Source organism: Pseudomonas sp. ES4 (assembly GCF_050586665.1).
Lineage (GTDB): Bacteria > Pseudomonadota > Gammaproteobacteria > Pseudomonadales > Pseudomonadaceae > Aquipseudomonas > Aquipseudomonas frederiksbergensis.
On record NZ_JBOBDO010000024.1, the window covers coordinates 69,910 to 91,098 of the forward strand.

Consider the following 21,189-nt stretch of genomic DNA (forward strand, 5'->3'; position numbering starts at 1 on the left):
GGGGCTTGTTACTACCATCGTCGAATGGTTCTATAGGCCCGGCCCGGCTACAACTGGGGTCATACAAAAACAACTATTCCACCGAGGTAACAAAGATGAGTGCGGCTTCTCTGTATCCCGTTCGTCCCGAGGTTCTGGCCAACACGCTGACTGACGAGGCGACCTACAAGGCCATGTACCAGCAGTCCGTCGTTAACCCGGACGGCTTCTGGCGCGAGCAAGCCAAGCGCCTCGACTGGATCAAGCCTTTCACCACGGTGAAACAGACTTCCTTCGACGATCACCATGTCGACATCAAATGGTTCGCCGACGGCACCCTGAACGTTTCCTACAACTGCCTCGACCGTCATCTGGCCGAACGCGGCGATCAAGTGGCGATTATTTGGGAAGGGGATGACCCTGCCGAAAGCCGCAACATCACCTATCGCGAGCTGCACGAACAAGTCTGCAAGTTCGCCAACGCCTTGCGCGGCCAGGATGTGCACCGCGGCGACGTGGTGACTATCTATATGCCGATGATCCCCGAAGCCGTGGTCGCCATGCTGGCGTGTGCCCGGATCGGCGCGATTCACTCGGTGGTGTTCGGTGGTTTCTCGCCGGAAGCCCTGGCGGGTCGGATCATCGACTGCAAATCCAAAGTGGTGATCACCGCCGACGAAGGCATTCGTGCCGGTAAGAAGATTTCGCTCAAGACCAACGTCGACGATGCGCTGACCAACCCGGAAACCAGCAGCATCCAGAAAGTCATCGTGTGCAAGCGCACCGGTGGCGACATCAAGTGGAACCAGCATCGCGACATCTGGTACGAAGACCTGATGAAGGTGGCGGGCAGTGTCTGCGCGCCGAAAGAGATGGGCGCTGAAGAAGCGCTGTTCATCCTTTATACCTCCGGCTCGACCGGCAAGCCGAAGGGCGTGCAGCACACCACCGCCGGCTACCTGTTGTACGCGGCGATGACTCACGAACGCGTGTTCGACTACCGTCCGGGCGAAGTCTACTGGTGCACCGCCGACGTCGGTTGGGTCACCGGCCACAGTTACATCGTCTACGGCCCGCTGGCCAATGGCGCGACCACGCTGCTGTTCGAAGGTGTGCCGAACTACCCGGACATCACCCGGGTGGCGAAAATCGTCGACAAGCATAAGGTCAACATCCTCTACACGGCACCAACGGCGATCCGCGCGATGATGGCGTCGGACAAGGCCGCCGTTGAAGGTGCCGATGGCAGCAGCTTGCGTCTGTTGGGTTCGGTCGGTGAGCCGATCAACCCGGAAGCGTGGGATTGGTACTACAAGAACGTCGGCCAGTCCCGTTGCCCGATCGTCGATACCTGGTGGCAGACCGAAACCGGCGGCAACATGATGAGTCCGTTGCCGGGTGCGCATGCGCTCAAGCCGGGTTCGGCGGCACGTCCATTCTTCGGTGTAGTGCCGGCGTTGGTGGACAACCTGGGCAACATCCTCGAAGGCGTGGCCGAGGGCAACCTGGTGATTCTGGATTCGTGGCCAGGCCAGGCGCGCACGCTGTATGGCGACCATGACCGCTTCGTCGACACCTACTTCAAGACGTTCAGCGGCATGTACTTCACCGGTGACGGTGCGCGTCGTGATGAAGACGGTTACTACTGGATTACCGGTCGCGTGGATGACGTGCTCAACGTGTCCGGCCACCGCATGGGCACCGCCGAGATCGAAAGTGCGATGGTCGCCCACCCGAAAGTCGCCGAGGCGGCCGTGGTCGGTGTGCCGCACGACATCAAGGGGCAGGGCATCTATGTCTATGTCACGTTGATCGGTGGCGAAGAGCCAAGCGAGCAGCTGCGTCTGGAGCTGAAGAACTGGGTGCGCAAGGAGATCGGTCCGATTGCCTCGCCGGATGTCATCCAGTGGGCGCCGGGGCTGCCGAAAACCCGTTCGGGCAAGATCATGCGCCGCATTCTGCGCAAGATTGCCACGGCCGAATATGATGGGTTGGGGGATATTTCCACCCTGGCCGATCCGGGTGTGGTGCAGCACTTGATTGATACGCACAAGACCATGAACGTCGCTTAACCCGCCGTTCCTGAGTCACCAAAGCCCCGCCCGGCATTGCGCCTGGCGGGGCTTTTTCGTATCGATCGTTCCCACGCTCCGCGTGGGAATGCTGCCATGGACGCTCCGCGTCCGCCGTTGAGCTGTGACGCAGAGCGTCACGGGATGCATTCCCACGCGGAGCGTGGGAACGATCGACGGAGGAGCCAATAATTATCGATTTCGCTTGTAGGGTGTTTCCCACTGTTACCCGTCACCGTTCAAGTAACTGAATGTGTAACCGTGCGTCCAATAACGAGGCATTGGGAAACGCAAAGCCCCGTTTCAAGGCCTCTGAACCTGCCATAAAAAATAAGACACAACGCTGCGCTTGCCGGATTAGAAGGGTTTGCCAATAATAGGCCCGCAATTTGCAGCATAGATCGGTTCACTGTCTTTTGCTCTTGCATGAATTTGCAAGGCTGTCAACGCGCCCAAGCGGCTTTCTCGGTGCTTCTGTAATTAGTTGTCGCATTGAAGAAATATCGGCTTCGGGCCTGTCGTTAGAATGCCGATCACTCGCTCGTTGTTGCTCGCGTTGAAAAAAGCGCGCAATTGCTCCGACGCAGCACCGCTTTGCGGTTCCACTCATTCGCATATTGGGCTATCGCTCACTCTGCCGTTTTAGCCCTTTACCGATGGAGTCCCAAGATGAAGAAACTCGTGCTGCTTGGCGCCCTGGCACTGTCCGTGCTGTCCCTGCCGACTTTCGCCGATGACAAGCCCGTAAAAATCGGTATCGAAGCAGCTTACCCTCCGTTCGCCTCCAAGGCGCCGGACGGCAGCATCGTTGGTTTCGACTACGACATCGGCAATGCGCTGTGCGAAGAGATGAAGGTCAAGTGCGTATGGGTCGAGCAAGAGTTCGACGGCCTGATCCCGGCACTCAAAGTGCGCAAGATCGACGCGATCCTGTCGTCCATGTCGATCACTGAAGACCGCAAGAAGTCCGTGGACTTCACCAACAAGTACTACAACACTCCGGCTCGCCTGGTCATGAAGGCCGGCACTCCAGTCAGCGACAGCCTGGCTGAGCTCAAGGGCAAGAACATCGGCGTGCAACGTGGTTCGATCCACGAGCGTTTCGCCCGCGAAGTCCTGGCTCCGCTGGGTGCCGAGATCAAGCCTTACGGCTCGCAGAACGAAATTTACCTCGACGTGGCTGCTGGCCGCCTCGACGGCACCGTGGCAGACGCTACGCTGCTGGATGACGGTTTCCTGAAAACCGACGCGGGCAAAGGTTTCGCCTTCGTTGGCCCTGCGTTCACCGACGTCAAATACTTCGGCGACGGTGTAGGTATCGCCGTTCGCAAGGGTGACGCGCTGAAAGACAAGATCAACACCGCGATCACCGCCATTCGTGAGAACGGCAAGTACAAGCAAATCCAGGACAAGTACTTCGCCTTCGATATCTACGGCAAGTAAAACGCCCCGGCGACAAGTCCGAAATGGCGCAAGCAACAGGATCTCTGAGGTTTGCGCCATTTTTTCATCCCCCTTTTCGAGGACCTGAATCATGTTGAAAGGCTACGGGGCTGTCATCCTCGATGGTGCATGGCTGACGCTTCAGCTCGCCTTGTCGTCCATGGTCCTGGCCATTGTTCTGGGTCTGATCGGCGTTGCGCTGCGTCTGTCCCCGATTCGCTGGCTGGCCTGGCTGGGCGACCTGTATTCCACGGTGATCCGCGGGATTCCCGACCTGGTGTTGATCCTGCTGATTTTCTACGGCGGTCAGGACCTGCTCAACCGCGTCGCGCCGATGCTCGGCTTTGACGACTACATCGACCTGAACCCGTTGGCCGCCGGTATCGGCACCCTGGGCTTCATCTTCGGTGCGTACCTGTCGGAAACCTTCCGCGGTGCCTTCATGGCAATCCCGAAAGGTCAGGCAGAAGCGGGCATGGCGTACGGCATGAGCAGTTTTCAGGTGTTCTTCCGGGTGTTGGTGCCACAGATGATTCGCTTGGCGATTCCGGGTTTCACCAACAACTGGCTGGTACTGACCAAGGCCACCGCGCTGATTTCGGTGGTGGGGCTGCAAGACATGATGTTCAAGGCCAAGCAGGCGGCAGATGCCACCCGCGAGCCTTTCACCTTCTTCCTCGCAGTAGCGGCAATGTACCTGGTGATCACCAGCGTCTCGTTGCTCGCATTGCGTCACCTTGAGAAGCGCTACTCGGTAGGCGTAAGGGCGGCTGATCTATGATCTTCGACTACAACGTCATTTGGGAGGCCCTGCCGCTGTACTTCGGCGGCCTGCTGACCACCCTCAAATTGCTCGCGCTGTCGCTGTTTTTCGGTTTGCTGTGCGCGTTGCCGCTGGGCTTGATACGCGTGTCGAAAAACGCGGCCGTCAACATGAGCGCCTGGCTCTACACCTACGTGATCCGCGGCACGCCGATGCTGGTGCAGCTGTTTTTGATCTACTACGGTCTGGCGCAGTTCGAAGCGGTTCGTGAAAGCTTCCTTTGGCCATGGCTGTCCAGCGCGACGTTCTGTGCGTGCCTGGCCTTCGCGATCAACACCAGTGCCTACACCGCTGAAATCATCGCCGGCAGCCTGCGCGCTACGCCGAACGGTGAGATCGAAGCGGCCAAGGCGATGGGCATGTCGCGCTACAAAATGTACAAGCGCATCCTGCTGCCGTCGGCCCTGCGCCGGGCGCTGCCGCAGTACAGCAACGAAGTGATCATGATGCTGCAGACCACCAGTCTGGCGTCCATCGTGACCCTGATCGACATCACCGGTGCCGCGCGCACGGTCAACGCTCAGTACTACTTGCCGTTCGAAGCCTACATCACCGCCGGCGTGTTCTACCTGTGCCTGACGTTCATTCTGGTGCGGATGTTCAAACTGGCCGAGCGCCGCTGGCTGGGCTATCTGGCCCCGCGGAAGCACTGATATGGAACGCATCGATCATTCATTGCCGTGGAGCCACTTGGGCAGCGAACGCCAGATTTCGGTGTTCCGCTTCGGCAGTGGCGAGCGCAAGGCCTACATCCAGGCCAGCCTGCACGCCGATGAACTGCCGGGCATGCGCACGGCCTGGGAGCTGAAAAAGCGCCTGACCGAACTCGAAGCCCAAGGCTTGCTCAACGGTGTGATCGAACTGGTGCCGGTGGCCAACCCATTGGGCCTCGGCCAACTGCTTCAGGGCAATCATCAAGGACGTTTCGAGGCGGGCAGCGGCAAGAACTTCAACCGGGATTTTGTCGAGCTGAGCGCGCCAGTGGCCGCCGAGCTGGACGGGCACCTGGGTGATGATCCGCACGCCAATATTCAGCGGATCCGTCAGGCCATGAGCGATGTGCTCGCCGCCTTGCCGCCCGCCGCCAGTCAGTTGCAAGGCATGCAGCGCATTCTGCTCAGCCATGCCTGCACCGCTGACGTGGTGCTGGACCTGCATTGCGATGCCGAAGCGGCGCTGCACATGTACGCCTTGCCGCAACATTGGCCGCAATGGCGTTCGTTGGCCGCGCACCTGGACGTGAAGGTGGGCCTGCTGGCGGAAGATTCTGGCGGCAGTTCGTTTGACGAAGCCTGCTCGCTGCCGTGGTTGCGTTTGTCGCGTCTGTTTCCGGATGCACAGATTCCCCTGGCTTGCCTGGCGACTACCATTGAACTGGGTGGTCAGGCCGATACCGGTCGCGCTGAAGCCAGCGCATACGCCGAAGGCATTCTGGCGTTCCTTGCCGAGCAAGGCTTGATCAGCGGTGAATGGCCAAAACCTGCGCAAGACGCTTGCGAAGGCATGCCGTTCGAAGGCACTGAATTGCTGTTCGCGCCGCATCCTGGCGTGATCAGTTACTTGCGTAAACCCGGTGAGTGGATTGACGCCGGCGATGAGATTTTCGAAGTGATCGATCCGTTATCGGATCGGGTCAGCACGGTGTGTGCTGGTACGTCCGGGGTGCTGTTTGCCATTGAACGGCTGCGTTATGCCCAACCCGGTTTCTGGCTGGCCAAGGTGGCGGGGCGCGAAGCGCTGCGTCACGGGCGCTTGCTCAACGACTGACTGACTGTTTTTGTGAGAACCGACCGCATGTACAAGCTTGAAGTCCAAGACCTGCATAAACGCTATGGCAGTCACGAAGTGCTCAAGGGCGTGTCCCTGAAAGCGGCGGCTGGCGATGTGATCAGCATCATCGGCTCCAGTGGCTCCGGCAAAAGTACTTTCCTGCGCTGCATCAACCTGCTCGAGCAACCGCATGCCGGCAAGATTCTGCTCAACAATGAAGAGCTGAAACTGGTCGCCAACAAGGAAGGCGCGCTGAAAGCCGCCGACCCGAAACAGCTGCAACGCATGCGTTCGCGCCTGTCGATGGTGTTCCAGCATTTCAATCTGTGGTCGCACATGACCGCGATGGAAAACATCATGGAAGCGCCGGTCCACGTGCTCGGCATGTCCAAGACCGAAGCCCGCGAGAAGGCCGAGCACTACCTGAACAAGGTCGGTGTGGCCCATCGCAAAGACGCTTACCCGGGCCACATGTCCGGCGGCGAGCAGCAGCGTGTGGCGATTGCCCGTGCGCTGGCAATGGAGCCTGAGGTGATGCTGTTCGACGAACCGACTTCGGCTCTCGACCCTGAGTTGGTCGGTGATGTGCTGAAAGTCATGCAGGCCCTGGCGCAGGAAGGCCGGACCATGGTGGTGGTGACGCACGAAATGGGCTTCGCCCGTGAAGTGTCGAACCAGCTGGTATTCCTGCACAAAGGTGTCGTCGAAGAAAGCGGCAACCCGCGTGAGGTGTTGGTCAATCCACAGTCCGAGCGCCTGCAACAATTTTTATCCGGCAGCTTGAAATAATCAGGACTGCCGTTGTGCACCGCGATAGTGCATGCTTCGCGATTTAGAGGCCGGCCTCGATCCCTGTGGGAGCTGGCCTGCCAGCGATAGCGGTGGGTCAGTTTGCATCTGGCACAGACACACCGCCATCGCTGGCAGGCCAGCTCCCACAATTTGATCTCCATCGGTTTCAAGATTTGTGTTCATTTACAGGCTAGCCTTGGCCCATGCCTTCATTCTGTTCTTTGTTTCGGATTGCCCGCCATGACTGCCCATCGAATTGGTTTCCTGATTTGGCCCAGCACTAAAGCACTGACGCTTGCGCTGGCTGAGGAGGCCTTGCGTGTTGCCCAGCGTGTGCATCCTGACGTTGTCTACGAACTGTCGTTTTTGCAGGCCGAACCGCCGACCGAAGGCGCCTGGCAATTGCCCGGTGAACCGTGGGCCGGCAAGCTCGAAAACTTCCAGAAACTGTTCCTGCTCGCCGACGAGCCGCCGACCTCGCTCGCGCCAGCGCTCAGCAGTGGACTCAAACAACTGGTGCGCGCCGGGTGTGTAATCGGCGGGTTGTCTGCCGGTGTTTACCCATTGGCACAACTGGGTTTGCTCGACGGTTATCGCGCCGCCGTGCATTGGCGTTGGCAAGACGATTTCACCGAACGTTTCCCGAAAGTCATTGCTACCAGCCATCTGTTCGACTGGGATCGCGACCGCCTGACTGCGTGCGGCGGCATGTCGGTACTCGACTTGCTGTTGGCTGTACTGGCCCGCGACCACGGCGCCGAACTGGCCGGTGCGGTATCCGAAGAATTGGTGGTCGAACGCATCCGCGAGGGTGGCGAGCGCCAGCGCATTCCGCTGCAGAACCGCCTCGGTTCCAGCCATCCGAAGCTCACGCAAGCCGTGCTGCTGATGGAAGCCAACATCGAAGAGCCGTTGACCACCGACGAAATCGCCCAGCATGTGTGCGTGTCCCGTCGGCAGCTCGAGCGAATCTTCAAGCAATACCTCAATCGTGTGCCGAGCCAGTACTACCTGGAACTGCGCCTGAACAAGGCCCGGCAGATGTTGATGCAAACCAGCAAATCGATCATCCAGATCGGCCTGTCGTGTGGCTTCTCCTCGGGGCCGCACTTCTCCAGCGCCTACCGCAATTTCTTCGGTGCCACACCGCGGGAAGATCGCAACCAGCGGCGCAGCAGCAGCCCGTTCGAATTGTCGTCGGTGCCCTCGGAGCGTGGGTGACCGGGCAACACATCACCTGCCGAGGCTGGTTTACTCCTCTGTTTCCGAGCCTTCAGACGTCGAGACCTCCATCTCTCCTCGATTGATCACTTCTTCCACACCAAAGTCTATGCCCGTCCGTTCGAAGTAACCGATCAGCCGTACCAGGCTCTCTTCGGAGAATCGATTACCTCGAAAACTGATGTTTTCAGCGACTTCCGTCGGCAGTTCCATTACGTCGCTGGGCACTTCGGTAATGGCGTTGCCACTGACGTCGGCCCAGTCCAGTTCTGCCATTTGCAGCAGGCCGGGCGGTATTTCGGTGATGCCGGTGTCATTCAGCAGTACGGTAGCGAGCTCCGTCATCTGGCTCAGGTCTGGCGTTTGCCCCAGGGGGTTGTGGGCCAGATCGAGATAATCGAGCTGTTCCATACCCGCCAGCGCACTGGCTGATTCCGCTGACAGTCTGACGCGGCACTCCGGAAGTGACAGCGACCGCAGTTGACCCATCTTGAACACCGCATCGGGAATGTTGCCCAGATTACAGTCGCGCAGTCGCAGGCTTTTGAGGTGGGTGAACGACTCCAGAAAATGCCCGATGCGGGTCACTCCGTCGACGCTGCGCAACTCCAGCGATGTCACATGACTGAAGTCGGCGTTCAGGGTCGGCAGCTCGCCGTTAATGTCGGACTCGAAAAAGAGTTCATAGGTGGGCTCCAACGCCTCATTGAAATCATCCACTTCGCTTTCATGCCGCCAGCACTGCTCCAGCGTCTGTTTGAACTGGTCGCGGTTCATGTGTTCGACAAGCTGTTGTTGAGCGGTGAACGGTTCACCCGTCAACGGGTGTTGGGCCGGAAGGTCGGAAGTCCATGCCGCCAGGTCGTTGCTCAGTTGAGCCAACTCCGCTTCAAGGTGTGTCAGCTCGATCCGACCGTCAGCCAGAGTGCCGGCCAATTCATAGACAAACTCACTCGCCTGTTCGACCTCCAGGTTCGGGTACAGCGCCCTGACTCGGTTGATGTCCGCCTCTGGGGCATAGATGCCCAAATCGTATGAGCTGCTGAAGTAGTGATGCTTGATCAGTTGTCGGGCGTTATCCGAAAGCGGATTGTGCGTCAGGTGTATTGCGCGTTTGGTGTACACCGGGCTTTCGAACAATTGCGTAGGCAGCTCACTGATCTTGTTGTGTAGCAGCTTGGCGGTATCAAGTCTGGAGTGGCGAACTACGCTGTCGGGAATGTCGGTCAGGCCGGTACGGCTCAGGTCCAGGTAAACAAGCTCAGGCATGGATTCGACACTGGGCACCATAGTGAACGGGTTCTGGTACAGGTCCAGCTTGACCAGTTTGTTCAATGAAGACAGTTTCGCCCAGTTGTCTGCATCGAACCTGATTGCGCAGTCGCTTAACACCAATGCATCCAGGTTAGCCATCCGAGGAATGGCCTCTGGGAGGGTGGTCAGGGAAAAGCGTTTTAAATCGAGTCGGCGCAAATTGGTGAAACGCTGAAGAAACTCGGGGACACCCTGCACAGCACGACTGCCTTCAAGGGTTAGCGACGACACGTGGGAGAAATCGGCCGTCAGCGTGGGTAGATCACCAAGAATCGGCTCGGCAAATCTGAGCGCATAACGCGGCGTGTCATTCGGGCCATCGAGGTCCCGTTCTGATTGTCGACGCCAGCTGCGCTGGATTTCCTGAGCCAGCAGTCTGCGATTGTGTCGAGCGGCCTGTCGTTCCAGTTCGCTCAGCGGAGCTCGGGTTTGCGGGTGGACAGTGGGCGAGTCAGTTATCCAGGTGTTCAATTCCTGATGCAGTCGCGAGAGCTCGCGGGCCAGACGTGAGATCTCTATGCGAGCGCCATCGGGATGCGTTTGCAACTGCTGAACGACAGACCGGAGTTCCTCCTCGGTAAGGCTGGGGTAAACCTCGCGAACACGCTCGTTGAGCGATGACGTCGGGGAGGGCATGCGCCGGTATCCATCGGAGCCGCCAGGCAAGCGCATGGTCGTCGGATCATAGAACGGTTTTCGATTGGGATTTTTCGCGAACAGCTTGCGAAGTGCCGGTTGGTTTGATGCGTGTTCGGCGATGCGCAGTTTGAGTGCCTGGGCATTTGTGATCGATGGGCTCAACGCATTGCGCTGCGCCTGTGACAACGCCTGAAAAAGACCCTGATAAAAATCACCGGGCACCGATTCGCTGTCTTGATAAACCTGATAGGTGCCGTCTTCGGCGCGCACCAGCGTTTTCAGGATCGGCGCATCGGCCAGGCCAATGCTGTCGCGCACAAGTCCGTAATAGGTGTAATCCCTCACTTCAATCCGCAGTTCGGCGGGAAAACCGGGCAGTGAATTCAGGCTTTGCAAGGCCAGTCGGTGGGTGTCGGTGTTGTCCAGAACGTCGGAATAAAGGCCTTCGCAGGCTCGGGTTGCGCGTACGGCCTCCATGGCTTTCAGAGCTGCCTCCTTCAGCCGCGGGGGCGTGCGACCGTTGTGCAGTAGGCGTAACTCGGTCCCGGTTGCATTGCTCACCAACTCTTGCGCGACATCGGTCGGCAAACCCTTCACATCGTCGAGCAATCGCTGAACGTGCCGATCATCGGTTTTTTCCAGTGCGCGGTAGCGGGTCTCGAACAGCGATTGGTGGTGCTTTCGGGCGAGTTCGGCCGTTTGTTTTCTGAAGGCTTGCGTTTGGGTTTGCGGTGCAGGCATTGGCGTGTCGACGGGCCACGAGTCGTAGCTGCTCAGCAGTTGGTGTTGCAGGGTTACATCGGCCTTGCGATAGCGCTCGGGTTGGTCACTGCCGATCTGTTCGATAAAGGTTTCGATGTCCCGGTTGATCCTGAAGCGCTTGATCGTGTCTGTCAGCAGCGAGGGCGGACGATAATGTTCGACATGCATTTCGCGCATGACGTCGTCGTGGTAACCGCTGACCCGCAGGATCTGTTCGCGCTCGGCATTGGTGAACGACTCGACGTTATGGCCGAGGCGGCGCATGACCTTTTCCCTGTCCCAATTCAGCGGTTGCTCCAGTTCTGTATGCCAGGCGCCGTAGTTGTTATGCCGCAGAGGTGGCTGATAAGCATCAGTTCGGTTCGGATGCTCAATCTGAAACGTGCCTGACACGCGGTCGGGCTTCACGGCATACAGTTTTCCCTCCAGTGGCAGCAGCGTCTTGCCTTCGTTTTGATAGAGGCCGAGATGATCGGGTTTTACGCCTTCCGGCAAAACGAGTGCTTGTTCGTAAGGCTTGAGATCCGGCTTCCAGTAACGGGTTTTTCCGTCGGGTGTTGTGACGGGTTTGAGTGGGTCGACAAGGGCAATGGCTTCACGAGAGAGCAGAGGGCTGAGGGTCCGGGTAGCGATGGCGCCGCCCACTGCAAATGTCCCCACCTGAACCACCGTTTCGACGAACGTCACCAGATGCCCGAGCGCTTCTTTTTTCAGCCCTTCAGCCAGGTCGACTATGCCTTCGAAGGTTTCGTCGAGTAACTGGTAGGCCATGTAGCCGAGCATCAATTCGCCGAGAAACGGGACGAAAGGCAAGGCAACGAACGTCGCGATTTCAAGGATCGTCGAGGCGACTTTGCTCAAGGTATTCCACAAGGCCCAGCGCGCGTCACTGTCTACAGAGGCGGTGGAGACGGCGATTGTGCTTGCATCGTTGAGGATCTTGTTGAGCTGTCGCTGATAGAGATGGTTCCACAGATCCGCTCTGAACGGGATCGCCGAAAATCGCAAATCAGACTTGTCGATGGGCGTTTCGCGCCAGCTCGGCAGTGGGTCGCCATATCGGTGTTGATGCCAGGTCACGCTCTGGAGGCGACGGTTAAGGTCCGCGAAAAAGTGTCCTCTTTCCTTGTGGTCGACGAAGCGACTGAAAAACGTTTGATAAGCGGGCGAGTGCAGTTTGCGGGTCAGTTCGGCCATGAACGCCAATGTGTCTGGATATTCCTTGAGAGGATGCTCTGGATCATCGGGAATGTAGGCGATGATCCGTGTTGCCGAGCGTGCGCGCTCCAGGCTCGCCGCGAAAATGACAATACCGGTCAGCGAGGAGGACATCATTGTCAGGTCGTGACCATACAGCGGCTGCCCACCCAGTCGAGCACCCGAACGCCCTTCCAGAATGCGCTGGATCGAGAGATAGGCATCCGCTGGGATGTCCTTTCGGATTTGCGCTATCTGCAGCGCAGTTTTGAGTGCTGTTTTGTGCGAGCCGATCACCTTTGATTTCATTACCGCGCCCGCTACAGGGTTGGACAGCCCCAGATTGTCCTTGAGGTAAGCGGTGTACCGGGCGCCGATATCCAGTTCCCGGCATAACCGGGTAAAGGCCGGGATAGTGAGCTTTTGCTTGATCGCCGGCAGCGTATCGAACTGCCCTGTGGGCGAAGGTTGGGTGATAAACGTCGAGGCCGGTTCGTAAGCCCCTGCCGCAGTTTCCGATTCCTGAAAGTTATGCAGGACGGCGTCGAGCATCGACACAGTCCAGGTGCGCGCCGCGCCAGTCTTGATTCCGAGAAGCGGCACGGTTTGAGGGATGTACAGGCGCAGGAAGGTGGTTTTGACGTCCAGATCCAAGTCAAACCGGGTTTTCAGGGCGTCGCTCAGCAGCGGTTCGGCAAAGGCTTGTGCGCTTTGCAGGTTCGACAGCATTGAGTCCAGACGATTTCGATGGGTCCAGTGTTCATGGCTGAGCTTTTTCAGCGACTGGTGCTGCAACGGTGTTGCGGTGCCAATCCAGTCCTGGCTCATAGACGTGGCGTTCTTGAGGGCGCTGTGTGTACTGGACGATGCTTCTAATACCCAGGCTGGCAGGTTGTTGAACAGGTGATGGTAGTGATCGTCCGGTTGCGTAGCGGATTCGCTGTTTCCCGTAGTGGAAAGACGATCGTTCTCGTATCGGCTCATGCGCTATTCCCTTAGCGTTTTGAATGAGCCGCCAGCAAAACAGACGATGATCGGTTCCGTGCGGTACATATTTACCGCACCGCTCGACAACCCTGCCTATAACCTGTGCCGGCAGTTTAAACTGCGCCTTTGCGACGCTATATGTCGCATTGCCGTAAACCCGGCTGAAACCGGGGTTTGCGCTATAAGAAGTTGTCGCTTGGCGGCAAGGCCGGGCTGAAAACTGTCCTTACAATCCCCCTCATCGCTCGCCAGTTTCAGGCGAGTGTTCCTCATCAGGAGACTCCGATGTCCGTTGAGCACGCTGCGGTACAACGCGCCGATTTCGACCAGGTAATGGTTCCCAACTACGCGCCTGCCGCATTCATCCCTGTGCGTGGTGCCGGTTCCCGCGTCTGGGACCAGTCTGGCCGCGAGCTGATCGACTTCGCCGGCGGGATTGCCGTTAACGTATTGGGCCATGCGCACCCGGTGCTGGTCGGTGCCTTGACCGAGCAGGCGAACAAGCTGTGGCACGTGTCCAACGTGTTCACCAATGAGCCGGCCTTGCGCCTGGCCCATAAGCTGATCAACGCCACATTTGCCGAGCGCGCGTTCTTCTGCAACTCCGGCGCCGAAGCCAACGAGGCCGCTTTCAAGCTGGCCCGTCGCGTCGGCTTCGATCGTTTCGGTAGCGAGAAGTACGAAATCATCGCTGCGCTCAACAGCTTCCACGGTCGTACCCTGTTCACCGTGAATGTCGGCGGTCAGTCGAAGTATTCCGACGGTTTCGGTCCGAAGATCACCGGTATCACCCATGTGCCGTACAACGATCTGGCTGCGCTTAAAGCTGCCATTTCCGACAAGACTTGTGCCGTGGTGCTCGAACCGATTCAGGGCGAGAGCGGCGTCATTCCAGCCGAACTCAAGTACCTGCAAGGTGCCCGTGATCTGTGCGACGCGCACAAAGCGCTGCTGGTATTCGATGAAGTGCAAACCGGTATGGGCCGCACGGGCAAGCTGTTCGCCTATCAGCAATACGGCGTGATTCCGGACATCCTGACCACCGCCAAGAGTCTGGGCGGCGGTTTCCCGATCGCGGCAATGCTGACCACCGAAGACCTGGCCAAACACCTGGTCGTCGGCACCCACGGCACCACCTACGGCGGCAACCCGCTGGCGTGCGCTGTCGCGGAAGCCGTGATCGACGTGGTTAACACTCCTGAAGTGCTGGCCGGCGTCAACGCCAAGCACGACAAGTTCAAGGCGCGCCTGGAACAGATCGGCGAGAAGTACGGCCTGTTCACCCAGGTCCGTGGCATGGGCCTATTGATCGGTTGCGTGCTGAACGATGCCTGGAAAGGCAAGGCCAAGGACATCTTCAACGCCGCTGAGAAAGAAGGCCTGATGATTCTGCAGGCCGGCCCGGACGTGGTTCGTTTCGCGCCAAGCCTGGTGGTTGAAGACGCTGATATCGATGACGGTCTGGACCGTTTCGAACGCGCCGCGGCGAAACTGACGCAAGCCTGATAGACCCTTCGACGCCTGACATTTTCAGGCGTCGATCCAGATTTTTGTTTCGGGCTGGATCAAATGTGTGGGAGCTAGCCTGCTAGCGATGAGGGCCTGATAGCCAACATCATTGTTGCCTGACAGGACGATATCGCTAGCAGGCTAGCTCCCACAGTTGACTCTGAGTTGTTTCAGGGATGGCCCGGGTTTTTTTCTTCTGTAAGTTCTGAGATTAAGGAGTGACACCATGCTGGTGATGCGCCCCGCGCAAATGGCTGATCTGGGCGAGGTACAGCGTCTGGCTGCGGACAGCCCGATTGGTGTCACTTCCTTGCCGGATGACGTTGAACGCCTGAGCGACAAGATCGCGGCAAGCGAAGCCTCGTTTGCCGCCGAAGTGAGTTTCAACGGTGAAGAGAGCTATTTCTTCGTCCTCGAAGACACCGCCACCGGCAAACTGGTGGGCTGCTCGGCCATCGTTGCTTCGGCCGGTTATTCCGAGCCGTTCTACAGCTTCCGTAATGAAACCTTTGTGCACGCTTCCCGCGAGCTGAAGATTCATAACAAGATCCACGTGCTCTCCCAGTGCCACGACCTGACCGGCAACAGCTTGTTGACCAGTTTCTACGTACTGCCGGAACTGGTGGGTTCGGCCTGGTCGGAACTCAACTCCCGGGGGCGCTTGCTGTTCGTTGCCAGCCATCCGGAGCGTTTTGCCGATTCCGTGGTGACCGAGATCGTCGGTTACAGCGATGAAAACGGCGATTCGCCGTTCTGGGATGCCATCGGTCGCAACTTCTTCGACCTCAACTACGCCGAAGCAGAGCGTCTGTGCGGTCTGAAGAGCCGGACGTTCCTGGCCGAATTGATGCCGCATTACCCGATCTACGTGCCGCTGCTGCCGGACTCTGCTCAAGAGGCGATGGGCCAGGTGCACCCACGGGCGCAGATCACCTTCGACATCCTGATGCGTGAAGGCTTCGAGACCGATCACTACATCGACATTTTCGACGGCGGGCCGACCTTGCACGCCCGTGTCTCGGGGATCCGTTCGATCGCCCAGAGCCGGGTAGTCCCGGTGAAAATCGGCGAACCGGTCAAAGGTGTCGGTCGTCAGTACCTGGTGGCCAACGCCCAGTTGCAGGATTATCGCGCCGTTTTGCTTGAGCTCGATTACGCGCCGGGCAAGCCCGTGACCCTGGATCTTGAAGCGGCCGAAGCCTTGGGCGTCGGTGAAGGTGCCAGCGTGCGCCTGGTGGCGGTTTAACGCCTGCTTTGAAGAATGCTTAGTAAAAGCAGCGAGTTTCACGGGTGGCGCAAGCGGCCCGTTTGAGGAGATAGCATGATCGTTCGTCCCGTACGCAGCAGCGATTTACCCGCTCTGATCGACCTGGCCCGCAGCACCGGCACCGGCTTGACCACCTTGCCGGCCAACGAAGAGCGTCTGGCCCATCGGGTCGGTTGGGCCGAGAAGACCTTTCGCGGCGAAGCCGGGCGGGGCGATGCGGACTACCTGTTCGTGCTCGAAGATGATGACGGGCGAGTGGTGGGTATTTCCGCCATCGCTGGCGCCGTCGGCCTGCGTGAGCCTTGGTACAACTTCCGGGTCGGCCTGACCGTCAGCGCTTCGCAAGAGCTGAACATCTACCGCGAAATCCCGACGCTGTTCCTGGCCAACGACCTGACCGGTAACTCCGAGCTGTGCTCGCTGTTCCTGCACGCCGACTACCGCACAGGCCTCAATGGCCGCATGCTGGCCAAGGCGCGGATGTTGTTCATCGCCGAGTTCCCGCAGCTGTTCGGTAACAAGATCATCGCCGAGATGCGCGGCATGTCCGACGAAGCGGGGCGTTCGCCGTTCTGGGAAAGCCTGGGTCGGCACTTCTTCAAGATGGAATTCAGCCAGGCTGACTACCTGACCGGCGTGGGCAACAAGGCGTTCATCGCCGAACTGATGCCGAAATTCCCCCTGTACACCTGCTTCCTCTCGGAAGATGCGCGCAACGTGATCGGGCAGGTCCATCCAGACACCGAGCCGGCGTTGGCCATGCTCAAAAGCGAAGGTTTCAGCTATCAAGGCTACGTCGACATCTTCGACGCCGGTCCTGCGGTGGAGTGCGAAACCGGCAAGATCCGCGCAGTTCGCGACAGCCAGGCACTGGTGCTGGCCATCGGCACGCCGGGTGATGACGCCACGCCGTTCCTGATTCACAACCGCAAGCGCGAAGACTGCCGGATCACTGCTGCTCCTGCACGTTTCGCCGCCGGTACGCTGGTGGTCGATCCCCTGACCGCCAAACGTCTTCAACTCAACGCCGGTGATCAAGTGCGCGCCGTTCCGTTGTCCGCTGCCAGGGAGTCGAAATAATGAATTCGCTATACATCGCAGGTGAATGGCTGGCCGGCCAGGGTGAAGCCTTTCAGTCGCTGAACCCGGTAACCCAACAGGTGCTGTGGGCCGGCGAAGGCGCCACCACTGCTCAGGTTGAATCGGCCGTGCAAGCCGCGCGCCAGGCATTCCCGAGCTGGGCCCGACGTACCCTGGACGAACGCATCAGCGTGCTGGAGGCCTTTGCCGCCGCGCTGAAGAACAATGCTGACGAACTGGCTCGCACCATCGGTGAGGAAACCGGCAAACCGTTGTGGGAAGCGGCGACCGAAGTCACCAGCATGGTCAACAAGATTGCGATCTCGGTGCAGAGCTACCGCGAACGTACCGGCGAGAAGAGCGGCCCGCTGGGCGACGCCACCGCCGTGTTGCGCCACAAACCACACGGCGTGGTCGCGGTGTTCGGGCCTTACAACTTCCCTGGTCACCTGCCGAACGGTCACATCGTGCCGGCGCTGCTGGCCGGTAACAGCGTGCTGTTCAAACCCAGCGAGCTGACGCCGAAAGTCGCTGAGCTGACGGTCAAGTGCTGGATCGAAGCCGGTCTGCCGGCAGGCGTGCTGAACCTGCTGCAAGGCGCCCGTGAAACCGGTATCGCCCTGGCGGCGAACCCGGGCATCGACGGCTTGTTCTTCACTGGTTCCAGCCGCACGGGCAATCATCTGCACCAGCAGTTTGCCGGTCGCCCGGACAAGATCCTCGCGCTGGAAATGGGCGGTAACAACCCGCTGATCGTTGATCAGGTCGCAGACCTCGATGCCGCCGTTTACACCATCATTCAGTCGGCATTCATCTCCGCCGGTCAGCGTTGCACCTGTGCCCGTCGTTTGCTGGTGCCGCAAGGCGCTTGGGGCGATACGTTGCTGGCGCGTCTGGTGGCGGTCAGCTCGACGATTGAAGTCGGTGCGTTCGATCAGCAACCGGCGCCGTTCATGGGCTCGGTGATTTCCCTCGGCGCTGCGAAAGCGTTGATGGATGCGCAAGAACATCTTCTGGCCAACGGCGCCGTAGCGCTGTTGGAAATGACTCAGCCCCAGGCCCAGGCAGCCTTGCTGACCCCGGGCATTCTGGACGTAACGGCGGTTGCCGATCGCCCGGACGAAGAGCTGTTCGGTCCGCTGCTGCAAGTGATCCGCTACGCTGATTTTGAAGCGGCGATCGTTGAAGCCAACGACACCGACTATGGCCTGGCGGCCGGTCTGCTATCGGACTCCGAAGCGCGTTATCAGCAGTTCTGGCTGGAAAGCCGTGCGGGCATCGTCAACTGGAACAAACAGCTGACCGGTGCTGCGAGCAGCGCGCCATTCGGCGGTGTCGGCGCCTCGGGCAACCACCGCGCCAGCGCCTACTACGCGGCAGATTACTGCGCGTACCCGGTCGCCTCGCTGGAAACCCCGAGCCTGGTAATGCCTGCGACCCTTACGCCTGGCGTGAAAATGGCGTGATGCGCCATCGCCAGCAAGCTGGCTCCCACAGTGATTGGGTCACACACAAAATGTGTGAACCCCACCGAACCTGTGGGAGCCAGCCTGCTGGCGATGGCCGCGCCGCGGTCTTACTGAATAGTTACTGAAGCCATAACAACAGATTCTCGTGGAGCCTCGCTGATGAAATCCTATGAAGTCAATTTTGACGGTCTAGTGGGGCCGACCCATAACTACGGCGGTTTGTCCTACGGCAACGTCGCGTCCCAGAGCAACAGCCAGCAGTCTTCGAACCCGAAGGAAGCCGCGCTGCAAGGCCTGGCGAAGATGAAATCGCTGATGGAGATGGGCTTTCAACAGGGCGTGCTGGCACCACAGGAGCGCCCGGATGTAGCAACCCTGCGTCGTCTGGGTTTCAGCGGCACCGACGCTCAGGTGATCGAACAGGCGGCTAAAGATGCGATGCCGTTGCTGGTGGCCAGTTGCTCGGCGTCGAGCATGTGGGTGGCCAACGCCGCCACTGTCAGCCCGAGCGCCGACACCGCGGATGGCCGTGTGCATTTCACCGCGGCCAACCTGAACTGCAAATATCACCGCAGCATCGAACACCCGACCACCAGTCGCGTGCTGGCGGCGATGTTCGCTGACCAGAAACACTTCGCGCACCACGCTGCATTGCCAGCCGTGGCGCAGTTCGGGGACGAAGGGGCAGCCAACCACACCCGTTTCTGCCGTGAATACGGCGAGGCGGGCGTCGAGTTCTTCGTGTTCGGTCGTAGCGCGTTCGACACTCGTTACCCGGCACCGCAAAAATACCCGGCCCGCCAGACCCTCGAAGCCTCCCAGGCGGTTGCCCGCTTGCACGGCTTGAGCGATGACGGCGTGGTCTACGCTCAGCAGAACCCTTCGGTGATCGATCAGGGCGTGTTCCACAACGATGTGATCGCGGTGGGTAATGGCGAGGTGCTGTTCTATCACGAGGACGCGTTCCTCGACACCGAGCAGATGCTGGCCGAACTGCAGAGCAAACTCGCCAAAGTCGGTGGGAAATTTCAATCGGTCTGCGTACCGCGTTCCGCGGTAACCGTGGAAGACGCCGTTCGTTCCTACCTGTTCAATAGCCAACTGCTGTCGCGTCCTGATGGCTCGATGCTGTTGATCGTGCCGGAAGAGTGCCGTGGCAACGAGCGTGTCTGGCAGTACCTGCAAGGTTTGACCAGCTCCGGTGGCCTGATCCGCGAAGTGAAAGTGTTCGATTTGAAGCAAAGCATGCAGAACGGCGGCGGCCCGGCTTGCCTGCGACTGCGCGTCGCGCTCAACGAAACCGAACTGGCGGCCGTCAACCCAGGGGTTATCATGACGGCACCGTTGTACGGCACGCTGACCGAGTGGGTCGACAAGCACTACCGCGACCGCATGACCGAAAACGATCTCGCGGACCCGCAATTGCTGCTTGAGTGCCGGACGGCACTGGATGAACTGACGCAAATCCTTAAACTGGGCGCGGTTTATCCATTCCAGATCAATTGAACGTTGAGAGCGTAAAAAAACATGAGCGATACCCTGCAGCTGATCCTTGAAGACACCGACGGCACGCAACTGGAAACCTCCTGCACCCGCGTCGCGGTCATGTGGCAAGGCAAAGAGCTGTGGATTCAGCAAGACGGCCGCGGCCAACTGCTGATCGGCGTGGATGTGGAAGAAGGTGACGCCGAATACGCAAACCTGCTGCTGCGCCCATTGGCGACTAATCTGGTAAGTCTGCAACTGGAAATGGAGCCGGCTGAAGTCGGTGACGAAGACCACGTGCACGGCCCGGATTGCCAGCACGACCACTAAGGAAACCGCTCTATGCTCGCCCTCGGCAAATTACTTGAACTGACCCTCGCCGGCCGCGAACCGGCGGAGAAGACTCAACTGACTGTCGAAGGCGTGCGTATGCGCTGGTTGAGCGAAGGTGCGCTGGAAGTCCGGCCACCTGAAGCCCGCGACAACGGCCTGGACCTGCTGTTGTCGGCCGGCATCCATGGCAATGAAACAGCCCCGATCGAGTTGCTCGATCGCCTGTTGCACGATATTGCCCGCGGCGATCTTAAGCCCCGCGCACGTATTCTGTTCCTGTTCGGCAACCCGGAAGCGATTCGCAAAGGCGAGCGTTTCGTCGAGCAGGACGTCAATCGGCTGTTCAACGGCCGTCACGAACAAAGCAGCGGCTCCGAAGCCCTGCGCGCGTGTGAACTGGAGCGGCTGGCGGCGAGTTTCTTCAGTCTGCCGGATCGCAACCGTTTGCACTACGACCTGCACACGGCCATTCGTGGCTCGAAAATCGAACAGTTCGCGCTGTATCCCTGGAAAGAAGGTCGTCAGCATTCGCGCCTGGAACTGGCGCGTCTGCGCGCTGCCGGCATGGAAGCGGTGCTGCTGCAAAACAAGCCGTCCATCGTTTTCAGCTCCTACACTTACGACAAACTCGGTGCCGAGGCTTTTACCCTTGAACTGGGCAAGGCGCGGCCATTCGGGCAGAACGACGGGGTCAACGTCGACCTGCTGGAAACCCGCCTCAAACAGATTATCGAAGGCAACGAGCCGGCCCAGACCGAAGAGGCGCTGGACGGTTTGCAGCTGTTTAGCGTGGCGCGAGAAATCATCAAGCACAGCGATAGCTTCCGCTTGAACCTGCCAGCGGACATCGAGAACTTTTCAGAGTTGGAAGTGGGTTACCTGCTGGCCGAAGACATCGCCCAGACCCGGTGGGTCATTGAGGAGGAGGGGGCCCGCATCATCTTCCCTAACCCTAGGGTCAAGAACGGCCTGCGCGCCGGCATCCTGGTTGTGCCAACCACCGACGAAAACCTCGCCTGACCGCGATATCAGGCTCGACATAAAACC

The 21,189-nt window shown here is 59.2% G+C and carries 15 protein-coding genes; 14 read left to right on the top strand and 1 reads right to left on the bottom strand.

Features of this window, described 5'->3' with window-relative positions; translation table 11 throughout:
* The first annotated feature begins 95 nt into the window (after positions 1 to 95).
* The 7 genes from acs to argR all read left to right on the top strand — a co-directional run bounded on the left by acs (position 96) and on the right by argR (position 8,100).
* Positions 96 to 2,051, top strand: a complete 1,956-nt coding sequence (gene acs / locus ACQ4OB_RS22860) for an acetate--CoA ligase (RefSeq protein ID WP_430956493.1) — start codon at positions 96 to 98, stop codon at positions 2,049 to 2,051.
* A 669-nt stretch (positions 2,052 to 2,720) separates the two neighbouring features.
* Positions 2,721 to 3,494 carry an ABC transporter substrate-binding protein gene (locus ACQ4OB_RS22865; RefSeq protein ID WP_007904821.1) on the top strand — a complete coding sequence of 258 codons (774 nt, stop codon included), beginning with the start codon at positions 2,721 to 2,723 and terminating at the stop codon, positions 3,492 to 3,494.
* A 91-nt stretch (positions 3,495 to 3,585) separates the two neighbouring features.
* Entirely contained in the window at positions 3,586 to 4,275 is a 690-nt protein-coding gene (locus tag ACQ4OB_RS22870; RefSeq protein ID WP_008154330.1) for an ABC transporter permease, read from the top strand.
* Entirely contained in the window at positions 4,272 to 4,970 is a 699-nt protein-coding gene (locus tag ACQ4OB_RS22875) for an ABC transporter permease (protein WP_430956494.1), read from the top strand. The genes ACQ4OB_RS22870 and ACQ4OB_RS22875 overlap by 4 nt, the downstream gene beginning before the upstream one ends.
* Before the next feature lies 1 nt (position 4,971).
* Positions 4,972 to 6,084 (top strand): succinylglutamate desuccinylase/aspartoacylase family protein, encoded by a 1,113-nt coding sequence (locus ACQ4OB_RS22880; RefSeq protein ID WP_430956495.1) that lies wholly within the window; start codon positions 4,972 to 4,974, stop codon positions 6,082 to 6,084.
* Between the two features lie 27 nt (positions 6,085 to 6,111).
* A complete protein-coding gene (locus ACQ4OB_RS22885) occupies positions 6,112 to 6,876 on the top strand; it encodes an ABC transporter ATP-binding protein (protein ID WP_074879228.1) in 765 nt (254 codons plus the stop codon).
* Between the two features lie 243 nt (positions 6,877 to 7,119).
* Positions 7,120 to 8,100: a transcriptional regulator ArgR gene (argR, locus tag ACQ4OB_RS22890; protein WP_074879226.1), complete on the top strand. Its 981-nt coding sequence runs from the start codon at positions 7,120 to 7,122 to the stop codon at positions 8,098 to 8,100.
* Positions 8,101 to 8,130: 30 nt separating this feature from the next.
* Here argR and ACQ4OB_RS22895 read toward each other — a convergent pair whose 3' ends face one another.
* Positions 8,131 to 12,996, bottom strand: coding sequence for a dermonecrotic toxin domain-containing protein (locus tag ACQ4OB_RS22895; RefSeq protein WP_430956496.1), 4,866 nt, complete (start codon positions 12,994 to 12,996; stop codon positions 8,131 to 8,133).
* 288 nt (positions 12,997 to 13,284) lie between these two features.
* On the opposite strand from ACQ4OB_RS22895, the gene ACQ4OB_RS22900 reads away from it, so the two are divergent.
* The 7 genes from ACQ4OB_RS22900 (at position 13,285) to astE (ending at position 21,162) form a co-directional block, all read left to right on the top strand.
* Positions 13,285 to 14,505 carry an aspartate aminotransferase family protein gene (locus tag ACQ4OB_RS22900; protein ID WP_074879221.1) on the top strand — a complete coding sequence of 407 codons (1,221 nt, stop codon included), beginning with the start codon at positions 13,285 to 13,287 and terminating at the stop codon, positions 14,503 to 14,505.
* A gap of 229 nt (positions 14,506 to 14,734) precedes the next feature.
* The gene (aruF, locus tag ACQ4OB_RS22905) at positions 14,735 to 15,754 is read left to right on the top strand and encodes an arginine/ornithine succinyltransferase subunit alpha (protein ID WP_074879219.1); all 1,020 of its coding nucleotides are present in this window, start codon (positions 14,735 to 14,737) and stop codon (positions 15,752 to 15,754) included.
* 75 nt (positions 15,755 to 15,829) lie between these two features.
* Positions 15,830 to 16,855: an arginine N-succinyltransferase gene (gene astA / locus ACQ4OB_RS22910; RefSeq protein WP_008154313.1), complete on the top strand. Its 1,026-nt coding sequence runs from the start codon at positions 15,830 to 15,832 to the stop codon at positions 16,853 to 16,855.
* Positions 16,852 to 18,321 carry a succinylglutamate-semialdehyde dehydrogenase gene (astD, locus tag ACQ4OB_RS22915; RefSeq protein WP_430956498.1) on the top strand — a complete coding sequence of 490 codons (1,470 nt, stop codon included), beginning with the start codon at positions 16,852 to 16,854 and terminating at the stop codon, positions 18,319 to 18,321. Before astA ends, astD begins: the two co-directional genes overlap by 4 nt.
* Positions 18,322 to 18,483: 162 nt before the next feature.
* Positions 18,484 to 19,830: an N-succinylarginine dihydrolase gene (gene astB, locus ACQ4OB_RS22920; protein WP_430956497.1), complete on the top strand. Its 1,347-nt coding sequence runs from the start codon at positions 18,484 to 18,486 to the stop codon at positions 19,828 to 19,830.
* Positions 19,831 to 19,851: 21 nt separating this feature from the next.
* Entirely contained in the window at positions 19,852 to 20,139 is a 288-nt protein-coding gene (locus tag ACQ4OB_RS22925; protein ID WP_074879212.1) for a topoisomerase II, read from the top strand.
* Between the two features lie 12 nt (positions 20,140 to 20,151).
* Positions 20,152 to 21,162 carry a succinylglutamate desuccinylase gene (gene astE, locus ACQ4OB_RS22930; protein WP_074879210.1) on the top strand — a complete coding sequence of 337 codons (1,011 nt, stop codon included), beginning with the start codon at positions 20,152 to 20,154 and terminating at the stop codon, positions 21,160 to 21,162.
* The last annotated feature ends 27 nt before the right edge of the window (positions 21,163 to 21,189 follow it).